The following is a 15,004-nucleotide window of genomic DNA, read 5'->3' as shown; positions in this document are numbered from 1 at the left end:
TCCTTTTTTAGTAAAATAATATATCCCATTTAATGTAATGTCAATATTTACATTAAATATAAATCTATACACCCGACTCATGCATTCTTTTATGCTCCATACTGTTTATATAATCATCATGATTATGACAATGCTTTTCTTGTGAACCCAAATGAGAGTGATTATGCTCGTGCTTAATTACATGCTTATGTGTTGAGCCGTTATGTGTATGAACAATAGTATGTATATGATAGTGAATATGATTTTTTAACATTGTATCACATACTACAATCACACTTCCGATTATCATAAAGATAAGTCCGATAAAATAAACTTCTGACAATCTGTCACCGTCTACCGCAAATGATAAAAAAGTACCTATAAAAGGGGCTATGGCATAGTATGCACTTGTTTTGGCGGCGCCCAACTCTCTCTGTGCTCTTATATATAAAAATATACTGAGACCATATGCCACAAATCCAAGCAACATTGAAATAAAAATATATTTTATTCCGGGTATATTTTCTCCAAGTATAATTGCTATTATAAATGAACCTGTACCGGAAAAGATTCCTTTTAATATCACTATCTCATATGTACTCTTATCCGAAATCATTCTTGTACAGTTGTTTTCAAGTCCCCAACAACATGTTGCAAGTATTACAAACAATGAACCTAAAGAGAATTTAAAACTTCCGCTTCCTTCAAATGAGAGAACTATACTTGAAAATGTAATAAATCCTATGGCAATCCACAATCTTGATGTTACAACCTCTTTGAATATTAAAATAGCAATGAGCGTGGTTGCTACAATTTCAAAGTTACCAAGTAGCGAAGCATTTGAAGCCGAGCCTATATTTATTCCAATCATTAAAAATATAGGTGCCAAAATATCAAGCACAATCATTCCGACAGTATATGGTAAATCTGTTTTTGACAGCTTTTCAATTTTCTTCTCTTTTTTTGAATTAAGCAGATACATTATACCTACACCTATTCCTGCTCCAAGATACAAAAAAGAAGCCATAAATGTAGGTGTAACTTTTTCCAACAGAATTTTTGAAAAGGGAGTATTTATTGCATAGAATGTTGCCGCAAGTAATGCCATAATGACCGCTATACTTTTTCCGCTCTTTTTCATATATTTACTCCTCCAAAAAGTTCATATTCGGCCAAAGTTTTCTTACCACTTCATTCGGATACTCATTGTCTATAAACTGCTCTATTACATTCCTTGCTTCAGGGTGTTTTTTTCTGTCTGTAGTTCTTATCATCACCATTGATGTAACTGTCCCGTTACAGATAAAAAACAGTGCTATAAACACTGCAAGGACTGAGCCTGTTACCGGTGGGATTTTCTCTATAAACTTTGAAAAAGGTGGATATATAAATTTAAACCATACCAAAGCCACTATGCCCCAAAAGAACATAAACAAAAGATTTGTTCTACCATCAATATTAAAAGGCATATATGAATAGTCCCAAAACTTCATACCGAAGAATACTTCAGTAAACACGGAGCATAGATATTCAAATACTCCTCCAAACAAGAAACCTGATATAAATATAGACAGATTATTCTGTCTTTTTACTTTTGAAAGTGCTAAGGTAAGTATTACCGCACCAAGTCCCCACACCAGACTGAAAGGTCCAAGTACAAAACTTGAGCGTCTCATAAGTTCATGTCCTACAATAAGTACATATATAGTTTCTACAATATCTCCAATAAGTGAGGATATAAAAAGTACCCAAATAAGCTTTGCTACATTTATTCCCCTTGCAAATATAATACCCTTTTCTTCAAGTAATTTATCTGCATCTGAAATACCTTTATTGCTGTCTTCAAAATCATCTGATAACAGACTTGGATAAAGCTTATAAATTCTCTTCCAGATATTCTTTGAAATCCATTCTCCAAAAGTATTTTTCTTCTTAGCTATATTGCTGTTCATACTTTGCATAGGATATTTTCTGACAAAAATATAAATAGCTACCGTATCCATTATTAAAAGAAATGCCAATATAAGAGCAATTATATTTACTATTATTACAGGTATCAGCGATACAAAGGAAAATACTATTGGATGTAGAGTTTTTAAAAGTACAAAACATATACCTACCACTATAATTGCATTTATACAACTAAGCTTCAAACTCTTACCATAGCCATCCCTCAAAGAGTTTATTTCCTTTTTTAAAATAAGCCTTTGCGAGAAAAACAGTCCCATCTTATCCAGTATAAAATAATCTATAAAAGCCATCATAAGCATTCCGTAATAACTGACATTTTTTCCTGATGACACTATGATCATCAAAATCATAATTAAAGCAGGACATACGATTATCGGAATATTCAGTACACCTGTGTTAATATACTTTTGTTCTTTTAAACTGTATATAACTGTATTCAGTACCCAAGCCAAAATCCCGTATATAAAGAAATATATAATTAGATCTGCACCACTAAATAACTTCATAAAACTCCTATTCTAAACCATACTTTGATAGATCTACTTTATTATCTTTAACTTCTATTCCCTCTGCCTCAAGAAGCTTTCGCTGTTCTCCCATTCCTCCAAAGGCAAATTCCGGTGCAAGCTCCCCTTTTGAATTTACTACACGAAAGCAAGGAATATTTTCAGGATCGGGGTTTTTATGAAGAGCATTTCCTACCGCTCTGGACATCTTTTTATTTCCTGCCATCTCCGCTACCTTGCCATAGGTTGCTACCTTACCTTTCGGTATTCTCTTAACCGCCTCGTAGATTCTTTTTGTAGGCGAGTCAGTTACCAAGTCATAGCTTTCGGCAATCATTCTCCTTATATCATCTTCCCTTATACTACCGTCAAGTATGATAGTATTCCAGTGTTCCTTATTTTGATGATATCCCGGAATAACAGAAAGGTAGGTATTTCTCCAAAAGTCTCTCCAAGCAGGATCAACTTTCACATTTAAATTTACAAAACCGTCTCTTTCATATACACAAAGAAAAGCTTTCTTGGTATCCTTTATCCTTATGAGTTGCCAGTCGGCTTTTCTAAAAGGTTTGTCCAAATATGTATTTTCAAATTCTAAGCCGAAACTACAGGCCTCTTCTTTTGTTCTCACTTAAACACCTCATACCTTCTTTATCTTTAATTCTCTTAGATAAGCTTTTTGCTCATCAGTGATGCGATAACTCTCAATTGACTTTTGTATTGCCTTATTATGAGTCCATATATCAAGACTATTGTTTTCAATAAATGGAATTATACTCTCATACTGCTTTGCTAAAGCTGTTGCAAAGTACCAGGCAATCATCATATTTATATAGTATTCACCTGACCTTATCTTTGAAACTATCTCAGGATATAATATATCAAAATCCTCATCCAGGAAATGCTCCATAAGCATACCTATTCCAAATCTTAGAGTGTAGACCTTATCAGATTTCAGCCAATCTTTTATATATTCAAATAATTCATTATGATGTTTCTTAAATACCTTTGGTGAGAGCTGATCGCAGGTTGCCCAGTTGTCTATATATGGGAGAAATCTGTTTATCTCATCAATACAGTTTTTAAAGTCATTTATTTCAGAAATAATAAATGCATGCAACTGATTTTCATCAAAATATTTATGAGGCAAGGTTTGTAAAAATTCTATAACATCACTACTTTTACCGAGTTGTTTTGCATATTTTCTAAGATCAGGTGTCCTTATGCCTATCATACTTTCCTTATCAACTGTAGGTATCAACTTACTGTTAAAATCTCTGTAATCCATATCCTGCATTTTAAACAATTCCACTCTTATCTCATTTAAGTTCATATCAGACTCCTTTTAAATACAAAGTTTTACCGATTCTTTACCTTATAAGTCGTATTATAATCTATATTACAACCAATTCCAATATGGTTGTATTTTAATATAACAGGAGGGAATAGATATGAGTCAAAACAAATTATTTTTGATAATACCGATATTTATTGTTGCAGTAAGTTTATATGTATTTACTGCGGGTTTGAAAAAGAAAGAAGAAACGCTTTCAAATGATGAAACCACACAATATTCCGGTAAAGTAAGTAATATATCTCAGTCCGGTAATCTAAAAGAAATCTATCTTGCAGGTGGTTGCTTTTGGGGGCTTGAAGCCTATATGCAAAAGATAGATGGTGTTGAGGATGCTGTCAGCGGATATGCAAACGGTAAAACCAAAAATCCGAAGTACCAAGATCTTCATACAAGCGGTCATGCTGAAACTGTAAAAATAATATATAATTCCGATATAGTAAGCCTTGAAGATCTTTTGGAGTATTACCTTCGTGTAGTAGATCCTGTAAGTGTAAATAAACAGGGAAATGATACAGGTACTCAGTATAGAACCGGAGTATATTATACAAATGAAGAAGATAAAACTATAATAGAAAAGATTCTGGCAACTGAACAAACTAAATATGACAAACCTATCGCAATAGAGGTTTTACCTTTAGCTCAATTCTTTGATGCTGAAGATTATCATCAGGATTACCTTGCTAAAAACCCCGGTGGATACTGTCATATAGACTTATCTCTTGCAGATAAACCATTAGATAAGAAAACTGAAACACAAAGTAAGGAGCCAAAGATAGATATTTACAAATATCCAAGACCTTCAGATGATGAACTCAAAAAACAGCTTACAGATGAGCAATACCAAGTTGCTGTTAACAGTGATACTGAAAGACCTTTTGCAAATGAATATTGGAACAATTTTGAAAAGGGAATTTATGTAGATATTACAACAAAGGAACCACTCTTTGTCTCAACAGACAAGTTTGAATCAGGTTGCGGTTGGCCAAGTTTTTCAAAACCTATAAATGAGGATGTAGTAAAATACAGTGAAGATGACAGCTTCAATATGAACAGAACAGAGGTGAGAAGCAGAAGCGGTAACGCCCACTTAGGACATGTTTTTGATGACGGACCTAAAGAATCAGGTGGTAAAAGATACTGTATAAACAGTGCCTCACTTGAGTTCATCCCCTATGAGAAAATGGATGAAAGGGGGTATGGATATTTAAAGTATCTGCTTGAATAATATATTTTAATGGCTGAGAATACATGTAAAAATAGTCTCAGCCTTATCTTTACTTATATATTATCCATATTTCACACTATCTTATTATAATATCCCTCAAATACAAACTTCTCAGGATTAGATTTTATATATTTCATTTCAAATGCATAGTCATAGTCATACAAATCATATACAACACTGTCAGCCTTATCCAAAAGTTCCTCAAAATCTTCACTCATTTTATCCATAGCTTCCCATCTCTCTTCTCTGTCAAATGGAATCTTTCCTCCAAACAGTTCTACAATCTTTTTGAAATTATCAGCCAGTTCTTCCATTCCAAACAGATGAAGTCCATTTAAAGTATCTTCCCATACAATTCCGGTAGAGTTATCTAAAAACTGAAAATGTCCACCATTATTTACTTCCATAAAATACCAGGATATCGCATTAAGATATCTCTGATCCAATGTAAAATTCTTGGCGGAATTTAAGTACTCCTCATATGAACTGTAAATATCTATAGTCCAATATACAGGATCTAATATATCCCAAAATTCTTCTATATTTTCAATATCTTCTACTGTTATTTTTGCATAGGTTTTTCCGGCTCTACCTTTATCAAGTTCCTTCTCATTGTTATGCACATTTGTAACATTCTCTTTATTATCATCAAAGTTGTTAAATGGGTTCATAATACTCCTCAAATAATCTTTTATTATCTAGTCATATTCTTAAACCAAAAGTACTTTTTGTCAATATTAAAAAGGCCGGAGAATACTCTCCGACCTGAATTTATTAAACTATTAAATTACTTTTTATTAAATGAAGCAACAAGTGCATCTACTAAAGCATCCATATCGCTTTCATTGTTTTCTCTGTATGAAGAAGTTACACTTACTTCATCATCCATAATATCTATATGCTTTAAGTTTTCAAGCTCTGCCTTCATCAAATTTCCTGAATTAGGTGCCCAAGAACCGTTCTCAACTATAGCACATGTTCTGTTTTGCAAGTTAAGAGCCTTCAGATCCATAAGGAAATTGTGCATTGGAGGGAATATTCCAAGGTTGTATGTAACTGAAGCAAGTACAAGATGGCTATATTTGAATAAATCTGAGATAAGATAGCTCACATGTGTGCTTGAAACATCATAGAGTCTTGTCTTTGTAATTCCCTTTTCACATAGCTTTCTTGCCAAAATTTCTGCTGCAGCCTCAGTATTTCCATACATAGAAGCGTATACTATCATTATACCCTTCTCTTCAGGCTCATAACTTGCCCAATGCATATATTTATCCAAGATATAAGGAATATCTTTTCTCCAAACCGGACCATGAAGTGGGCAAATATACTTAATAGGTAGTGTAGAAGCTTTCTTTAGTACCTGTAATACCTGTGGGCCATATTTCCCAACTATGTTTGTATAGTATCTTCTGGCATCATCAAGCCACTCTCTATCAAACTCAACTTCATCTGCAAAAAGCTTTCCGTCAAGTGCTCTGAATGAGCCGAATGCATCTGCTGAGAAAAGTACGCCGTTTGTAGTATCAAATGTAACCATAGCCTCAGGCCAATGTACCATTGGAGCCTTTACAAATGCAAGAGTATGTTTTCCAAAACATCTACTGTCACCCTCTGTAACCTCATCCACTTGATCCGGTCTGATATTAAATCCGAACTGGCGAAGTATCATAGCAGCCTTCTCTGTTGTAATAATCTTTACATTTGGCCAACGAAGCAAAATCTCCGGAATAGAAGCTGCATGATCAGGCTCTACATGGTTTATAAGTAGAAAATCTAAACTGCGATCTCCCAAAACTCCCTCAACATTGTCAAGGAATTGTCTACCAACTGACCAATCAGCTGTATCTACCAAAACTGTCTTTTCATCCATCAAAAGATATGCATTATAGGATACTCCATGATATATAGGATGAATATTCTCAAAAAGGCTTAATCTGTGGTCATCTCCACCTACCCAATACAAATCATCTGTAACTTTACGGTAATTATACATATTTTCCCCCTATTATACTTCAATCTCTATAAAATTGTCTGCTGTTTCACCACAGTGTGGACATACCCATTCCTTTGGAATATCCTTAAACTCTGTTCCGGGTCTTACATCGCCCTCTTCATCTCCAAGGAGTACATCATATTCATAGCCACAACCATTACATAGATAAAGTTTTCTGGATGGTGTATGCTTCTTAGGTACAGCTCTCTTAATCTTCTTCATTGGTGGTGCAGGTTTCTTATCACCAGTATCAAGAGCCTTAGCAAGTGCAGGTAATACCTCATTTACATCTCCTACAATACCATAGTCACAGTTTTTGAATATTCTGGCATTTGGATCCTTATTTATCGCAACTATTGTAGAAGCATTCTTGATACCCTTTAGATGTTGTATTGCACCTGAAATACCACAGGCAATATAAAGATTTCCTTTAAACTTCTGACCTGACATACCTACATATCTATCAAGTGGTACATATCCCAAAGTCTCTGCTACAGGTCTTGAAGAACCGATTGCAGCTCCGGCAGCTCTAGCCAAGTCCTCAATAAGCTTCATATTTTCTTTTGAGCCAATACCCTGTCCTGCACTGACAACTCTCTCTGCAGATACTATCGGTGTATCCATTGGAATACCTACCGTAAAATCATATCCGTCTTTTTGAAGGCTTGATACAAGTACATCTATTTTTTCTTTTAGTGAGCCTTCTCCTATAATCATTTTCTTTCTCTCACCTGTCTCAGGTCCCTTTGTCTTCTTTACAGCTGCAGCCTCGCCTCTTGAGATCTTACCTAAAATATGAGCTGCTATAACAACTCTCTGAATTTCGTTGGTTCCCTCATATATAGGTGTAATTCTTGCATCTCTGTACATTCTCTCTACAGGCATACCCTTTAGATATCCGTTTCCACCAAATATCTGAAGTGCTTCTGAAGTTATCTCAAGTGCTACATCAGATGCATACTGCTTTGCCATAGCTGATTCCATACCATATGGAGCATGCTCTTCCTTAAGCTCCGCAGCAGAATATACAAGCATTCTTGCACATCTAAGCTTTGTTGCCATATCCGCAATCTTAAATGCTATTGCTTGCTGTGCAGCTATAGGCTTTCCAAACTGCTCTCTTTCCTTACTGTATTCCACAGCTTCCTCAAAAGCTCCCTGTGCAATACCAAGTGCCTGTGCAGCAATACCGATTCTACCTCCATCAAGTGTAGCCATAGCAATCTTAAATCCCTGACCTTCTTTTCCAAGCAAGTTCTCCTTTGGAACCTTTACATTATTGAAGATAAGCTCACATGTAGCAGATGATCTGATTCCAAGCTTATCATAATGATCACCAAAGCTAAATCCTTCCCATCCCTTTTCCACGATCAGAGCTGAGATACCTCTTGTACCTATATTAGGAGTTGTAAGTGCAAATACTATATAAACATCCGCTTCTCCACCATTTGTTATGAATATCTTGTTTCCATTTAAAAGATAGTGATCTCCCATATCCTCAGCTGTAGTCTCTGTACCACCTGCATCAGATCCTGCGTTTGGCTCTGTAAGACCAAAAGCTCCAATAAGTTCACCACTGCAAAGTCCCGGCAAATACTTCTTCTTTTGCTCCTCATTACCAAAAGCAGCTATCGGATAAGTACCCAATGAAGTATGAGCTGAAAGGATAACACCCACACCACCGTCAACTCTTGAAAGCTCCTCAACAGCAATAGCATAACTGATTACATCAGCTCCGGCACCACCATACTTCTTCTCATATGGAAGTCCCATAATTCCAAGTTTACCCATGTTCTTTACAACCTGAGTTGGAAATTCACTCTTTACATCCAGGCTGAAAGCTATAGGCTTTACTTCCCTCTCTGCAAACTCGCGAACCTTCTCTCTAAGCAACTCATGTTCTTTTGTTGTTTGATAAGACATATATTCCCTCCACTTATATTATTCTTAGTGCAAATAATTTTGACACTAATAATATCAAATTGTCTATGACAATCCAAAATCATTATAGAATACTTACTATAATGTAATTAATACGGATAATATTATATAGCTTATTAAAAACTATACTTATAGAGTAAAGTATAGAACATTATTTAAAATAGTCAATATATATTACTTAAAAAGTCTAGATTCGTGACAATGCATAATAAAAAGCTATAAAACTAGTAACAGTTACTAGTTCTATAGCTCTAAAAAATTTTCTTGTTAGTTTCTTATAAATATGTGATTTTTATAAAATCTGCAAAATGTCCTTAAAGTATTGTATTATATGGTTTTTAGTATAAATAATAAAAATAAACCCCTGTTATTTTATATAAAAATCAATTATTTTTATTATACTCATCCATAAGTATTCTAAATATATTTATTGATTTTTCCACCTTTTGAGTATCTACACAAAATGATAGTCTGGCATATTCCTTCATTCCAAAGCCCTCTCCGGGTACAAGGAGCATATTGTAATTTTTTGCTCTCTCGCAAAAATCTCTCCCATCACTATTTGGTGATTTGATAAACATATAGAATGCTCCGCTTGGATTTGGTACAACATACCCCATCTCTATCAATGCACTATATAAAATATTTCTATTAGTTCTATATACATCAATATTTGGCTTAACTCCCACACACTCCTTTATAACCTTTTGAAATAGTGACGGTGCACATACATATCCAAGTACTCTTGCAGATCCGCTTATAGCTGCAAATATATCTGTATAATCTATCGCTTTTTTCGGCACGAGTATATATCCTATTCTCTCTCCCGGAAGTGAAAGTGATTTTGACCAAGAATATGCCACCAAAGTATTATTATATAAATTTGGCAAAAACTCCGGACTTTCTTCTTCAAAAACAACTTCTCTATACGGTTCATCACTTATAAGGAAAATCGGGTGAGCATACTCCTTCTGCTTTCTATTTAACATCTTTACCAAATCTTCTATATTCTCTTTAGGATATATTATCCCTGACGGGTTATTTGGAGAATTTATGAGTACAGCCTTTGTATTTACATTTATTCTTTTTTCAAGTTCAGCTATATCAAGAGTCAGATCATCACTGCATTTTGCTAATACAAACTTTGCTCCCTGCCCTTCTATAAACACCTTATAATCCGGAAAATATGGTGTGTTCACTATTATCTCATCTTCCTCTGACTCGATAATAGCTTTAAATATAATATTCAAAGAAGCTGCTGCACCACAAGTTAAGAAGATATTATTTTCGTCATAGTCTGTACCGAAACGAGCGTTTAAATTTTTTGCAACTGCAAGTCTACTATTTTTATCTCCGGGTGCTGAAGTATAACTATTATAATCCTTTGGAGAAAGCTCTGTAACTATATGCCTTATAGTATTTTCAACTTCCCTCGGTGCCGGAGTACTAGGATTTCCAAGACTGAAATCAAGTACATTCTCCACACCTATTTTTTCTGCAAGTTTAGTTCCATACTCATATATATCCCTTATACCTGACCTTATATTCCCAAGGTCTAACATCTTTTTTGAAACCATCTTTTCTCCTATTCACTGATAATTGTGACTGAAGCCTGTGCCGGCAGACATATTGCTGATTCCCCTATATTTTTTATATAACCGAATCTCTCACAAATATGATCCGGACATTCACTATGAATGAAAGCAATAGCACCATCTTTTATATCCAAGTGTATCTCTATACCATTACTTTCCAAATCTATTCTTCTATCCTTTGACAATTCTATATCCATGCTTTGATTATTACCATATTTTAATACTGCCATACCACTTGGCTTCTTATTCATATAAATGTACAAGCTGGCAACAACACCTATAATAATAACGGCCATTATCAGATATATATCATTTCGTTTTAACTTCATTATCTTAGTGACTCCAAAATCCTCTTTGATGCCTCTATCTCTTCTGTGATTGCTTTAAGCCCTGGAGCTCCCTTTGTATTTCTCTTTTCTACGCAAGTCTTTAAAGAAATAGCCTCATAAATATCTTGATCAAAATATTCTGAAATTTTTTTAAACTCCTCTATAGAAAAATCATCCAACGCTTTTTTATTCTCTATGCCATAAAGCACCAGTCTACCTACTATTTCATGGGCATCCCTAAAGGCTACATTCTTCTTTACAAGGTAATCCGCTGCATCTGTAGCATTTGTAAATCCACCTTTTGCACTACCTGCCATTTTCTCATTGTTAAATTTCATACTTGATAGCATTCCACTCATCAATTTTATCAGACTCTTTACTGTATCTATAGTATCAAATGACATTTCCTTGTCCTCTTGCATATCCTTATTATAGGCAAGAGGCAATCCTTTCATCGTAGTAAGAAGTGATATAAGGCTTCCATATACTCTTCCACTTTTTCCTCTTATAAGTTCTGCAATATCAGGATTTTTCTTCTGTGGCATTATAGATGAACCTGTCGAATAAGTATCATCCATTTCTACAAATCTGTACTCATCAGTATTCCATATGATAATTTCCTCTGAAAGTCTACTAAGGTGCATTGAAAGTATAGAAAGATCAGCTAAAAGCTCAAGTAGATAATCTCTGTCACTTACTGAATCCATACTATTTCTGGTAGCCATATCAAAATCCAAAAGTCTTGCAACATAATCTCTGTCCAGATCATAAGTAGTACCGGCAAAAGCTCCTGAACCCAATGGTGAAAGATTCATCCTCTTTCTTGTTGAACAAAGCCTATCATAATCTCTGATAAACATTTCAAAATATGCACCGAAGTGATGTGCCAATGTAGTAGGCTGTGCCTTTTGTAGATGTGTAAATCCCGGCATATATGTAGACTTATTTTCTTCCATTATACGAAGTACCTCACCAAGTAATTCATATAATAAGTCCTTTAATACATCTATCTCATCTCTTACATACAGCTTCATATCGAGTGCAACTTGGTCATTTCTGCTTCTTCCGGTATGAAGCTTCTTTCCTGTATCACCTATTCTTTCAATCAGATGAGCTTCTATATATGAATGTATATCCTCAGAGCCGTCATCAAATTTTAATACACCATTGTCAATATCTTTCTCAATAGATAAAAGCCCATTAATAATTCTGTCTCTTTCCTCATCTGTAAGTATGCTTTGCTTTGCCAGCATTTTTACATGAGCAATACTGCCTCTTATATCCTGTTTGTAAAATCGATTGTCAAATGAAAGTGATTCATTAAAATTTTCAACCAGCTTATTTGTTTCCTTTGTAAATCTTCCACCCCAAAGTTTCATATTTCAACCATCTTTCTAATCTACAGTTTTATTATCAACAGTTTCATTCTGTGAATTATTATCATTTACTTCTTCAGTAGTTTCAATATTGCCATTATCTGTTTCAATATTGCCATTATCTATTTCTTTGGCTCCATCTCCATCATTTGTAGTATTAACACTGTCCAAATCTATTTCTTCGATTTCATCTTCTCTAAGTCCCTGCTCTTTCTTAAGTTTAAACAATTTAAAGTCATTATTTTTCACTTTTATGAATAAGTATATCAATAATAATATTGCCAATGAAAATACACTTATTAAAATACCTGAAAAAGTACCCGAACTCAAATATTTAAACTCTATCTCATGCTGTCCTTTTTCAAGTTCAACTCCTATAAATGCACCCAAAAGCTTTATCTTCTCTTCTTTTTGACCGTCAACATATACACTCCATCCTTCTTCATATGGAATTGTTGTAAATAATGTGGTGCCCTCCACTGTATGTACATTTCCTACAAGCTTTGTATCTGATATATATGTAAGATATAAAGGATTCTTATTTAATATATAGTAAAGCTTCTTTAATGAATCATAATTTATTCTATAAACTCTTGTATCTATTGAATCATCACCATCTGTATTTACAATCCTACCACTCTTTTCACCTTCCAGGTATCCAAGCTCTAATATATAATGTCTCTTCACATTTTTGAATGATTTAGTATTATTCCCATCATCATAAGTGAATTCAACCTCGTCAACTTTTGGATTTCCCACATATGCATAGTACTCTCCATCAATATCAGTCTCAAAGTTTACAGCTGAATAGTCTTGTATTGTTTCAATCTGTTCAAATATATCAGGTAATCCATAAACTGCAGCCAAATCATTTTGAACATCTATAGGATCTCCAAGCTCTAAGTTCCACTGATCTGTAAATCTTTCATCAACCATATATCCAAGTGGTAATGTATAAGGATTTTCATATAAATAGCTGTTACCGGATACATCTATTAAGGAAATATTTTTATTATTGCTTTCTCCTGTATAAATGCCATATTTTACAGCAAATAACATATCTATAAGTGGCGTTTCTCCGGTAATAGAATATGCATTCATAGACGATTCATTTCCTATTTTTTCAAACAAGTCTGTAACTGAAGCATTTGCAGTAGATGAGAATACCGATACTGTTCTAAAGTTCATCCATGCTCCGTCATCCTTCGTTTTTCTATTTACCTTATCTATACGATAGAAATCATCCATGGGAAGTTTTGACAACAATGTTCTTACATCCTTATTGTCCTTTATATAATCACTTCTATTTATAGTTGTAACACTTGTTAATGAAGTATTTACACTTGACTCTACAACTACAAAAGCAAGTGCAATCAAGAACAGACTCACATTAGATAGTCTTTTTTTTATATGCAAATATAGAATCAATGAATATACACCAGTAAAGAACATTGCAACATAGAATACTGCAAAATGAAAATCTTCATTATTAACTATCTTTTGTGCCAGTAAAATATACATCATACTAATTCCAAAAGCTGTTCCTAAATCTTTTGTAGTATTTGATTTTATATTATCATAAGCTCTTGCACATATAAATAATACCAAGAATATATATATAAAGCTCTGTCTTGCCGGCAATGAGTTTGGATAATGAAGCCCATGCCATATATAGTTCAATACATTAATTGAGAAACCTGCAAGGAAGAATACAAGTAATGATACATATGATGCCTTTTCCTTATTGGATATTTTTTTATTCAATAAATAAAGAATAAAAAATACAAATACTCCTACTCCACAATATATGTTTGGCCAATGGTCAAGTCCTGTTTCTACCTGTACATTTGCCATATGTCTGGCAATCATATCATAAATAGAAAAGTATGAATTAAATGTAGTAGGAAAATCAAAATCACTTGATGCTGTAAGTTTTAAGGCATATATTTCGGGTAGAAGCACTATTGCACTAAGTCCTCCTGCAAGCAATGAATATACTCCAAACTGCACTGATGATATCAAAAAATTTTTAAATGTATTATTTCTTTCAATAACATGTAATACAATAAAGTATATAACCATAAATAGGCAAATCATTATTGAAATGTAATAATTTGACAATATACAAACTCCAAGGCTAAAGGCATATAAAAGACCATTTCCCTTTTTTACAAGTTTCTCAATGCCCAAACATACTATAGGGAATATTGCAATACAGTCTAACCACATAATATTCCAGCTGTATGCTGCCATATATCCTGAAAGTGCATAAAATATTCCAAAAAACAGTATTCCTGATTTTTTATTGGTCACATGTTTTGATAAATAATATGTAAAGGCAAGTCCACAAAGCCCTATCTTTATAACAATCATATATGTCATAAACTCAATTATAAGTGACTGTGGGCATAAAATAATCAGCCAGTTCATTGGGCTTGATAAATAATATGCATATAATGCTGAGAAGTTTATTCCCATTCCCAAATTCCAGCTGTAAAGAATCGATCCTCCATGACTAAGTTTATACTTAAACTCTGAAAAAAACGGTGCATACTGATGATACATATCAGTTCTTAAAAAACTCTCATCTCCAAAGGGAAATATTCCTCTTTGAACAAATATGAGGAGCATTATAAAAACCGGTATTGCAAAAGATAGTATTAGTACCATTCTTCTACTTAATATACTATCTTCATCTATTTCTAAATTAAAATCTTCCATCCTCTACC

Annotated in this window: 12 protein-coding genes; 1 reads left to right on the top strand and 11 read right to left on the bottom strand. The window is 33.8% G+C overall.

The features are described 5' to 3' along the window. Positions 1-64: 64 nt before the first annotated feature. Genes D4A81_RS05835 through D4A81_RS05820 form a run of 4 tightly spaced genes read right to left on the bottom strand, consistent with a single transcriptional unit; the run spans position 65 to position 3,789 of the window. Positions 65-1,120, bottom strand: a complete 1,056-nt coding sequence (locus tag D4A81_RS05835; RefSeq protein ID WP_111524981.1) for a DMT family transporter — start codon at positions 1,118-1,120, stop codon at positions 65-67. Positions 1,121-1,124: 4 nt separating this feature from the next. Then, positions 1,125-2,456, bottom strand: a complete 1,332-nt coding sequence (locus D4A81_RS05830; protein WP_111524980.1) for a putative ABC transporter permease — start codon at positions 2,454-2,456, stop codon at positions 1,125-1,127. Positions 2,457-2,463: 7 nt separating this feature from the next. Further along, a complete protein-coding gene (locus tag D4A81_RS05825; protein WP_111524979.1) occupies positions 2,464-3,087 on the bottom strand; it encodes a methylated-DNA--[protein]-cysteine S-methyltransferase in 624 nt (207 codons plus the stop codon). Positions 3,088-3,096: 9 nt separating this feature from the next. Further along, a complete protein-coding gene (locus D4A81_RS05820; RefSeq protein ID WP_111524978.1) occupies positions 3,097-3,789 on the bottom strand; it encodes a DNA alkylation repair protein in 693 nt (230 codons plus the stop codon). A 118-nt stretch (positions 3,790-3,907) separates the two neighbouring features. Here D4A81_RS05820 and msrAB point away from each other — a divergent pair, with 118 nt between their 5' ends. After that, positions 3,908-5,038, top strand: a complete 1,131-nt coding sequence (gene msrAB, locus D4A81_RS05815) for a bifunctional peptide-methionine (S)-S-oxide reductase MsrA/peptide-methionine (R)-S-oxide reductase MsrB (RefSeq protein ID WP_111524977.1) — start codon at positions 3,908-3,910, stop codon at positions 5,036-5,038. Between the two features lie 71 nt (positions 5,039-5,109). On the opposite strand, the gene D4A81_RS05810 is transcribed toward msrAB, so the two are convergent. The 7 genes from D4A81_RS05810 to D4A81_RS05780 form a co-directional block, all read right to left on the bottom strand. Beyond that, positions 5,110-5,709, bottom strand: a complete 600-nt coding sequence (locus tag D4A81_RS05810; protein ID WP_111524976.1) for a DMP19 family protein — start codon at positions 5,707-5,709, stop codon at positions 5,110-5,112. 116 nt (positions 5,710-5,825) lie between these two features. Continuing rightward, complete coding sequence (locus D4A81_RS05805) at positions 5,826-7,034, bottom strand: FprA family A-type flavoprotein (protein WP_111524975.1); 1,209 nt, start codon at positions 7,032-7,034, stop codon at positions 5,826-5,828. A 12-nt stretch (positions 7,035-7,046) separates the two neighbouring features. Beyond that, entirely contained in the window at positions 7,047-8,957 is a 1,911-nt protein-coding gene (locus D4A81_RS05800) for an acyl-CoA dehydrogenase family protein (protein WP_111524974.1), read from the bottom strand. 401 nt (positions 8,958-9,358) lie between these two features. Continuing rightward, positions 9,359-10,552: a pyridoxal phosphate-dependent aminotransferase gene (locus D4A81_RS05795; RefSeq protein WP_111524973.1), complete on the bottom strand. Its 1,194-nt coding sequence runs from the start codon at positions 10,550-10,552 to the stop codon at positions 9,359-9,361. 8 nt (positions 10,553-10,560) lie between these two features. Continuing rightward, the gene (locus D4A81_RS05790) at positions 10,561-10,899 is read right to left on the bottom strand and encodes a NusG domain II-containing protein (RefSeq protein WP_111524972.1); all 339 of its coding nucleotides are present in this window, start codon (positions 10,897-10,899) and stop codon (positions 10,561-10,563) included. Next, on the bottom strand, positions 10,899-12,278 hold the full coding sequence (gene argH / locus D4A81_RS05785; protein ID WP_111524971.1) for an argininosuccinate lyase: 1,380 nt from the start codon (positions 12,276-12,278) through the stop codon (positions 10,899-10,901). The genes D4A81_RS05790 and argH overlap by 1 nt, the downstream gene beginning before the upstream one ends. 15 nt (positions 12,279-12,293) lie before the next feature. Next, positions 12,294-14,996, bottom strand: a complete 2,703-nt coding sequence (locus D4A81_RS05780) for a YfhO family protein (RefSeq protein ID WP_111524970.1) — start codon at positions 14,994-14,996, stop codon at positions 12,294-12,296. Positions 14,997-15,004: the final 8 nt, after the last annotated feature.

Origin of the sequence: Lachnoanaerobaculum umeaense (assembly GCF_003589745.1) — a bacterium.
Taxonomy (GTDB): Bacteria; Bacillota; Clostridia; order Lachnospirales; family Lachnospiraceae; genus Lachnoanaerobaculum; species Lachnoanaerobaculum umeaense.
The sequence above is the reverse complement of the archived record's forward strand: the minus strand, read 5'-3'. Positions and strand labels throughout refer to the sequence as shown.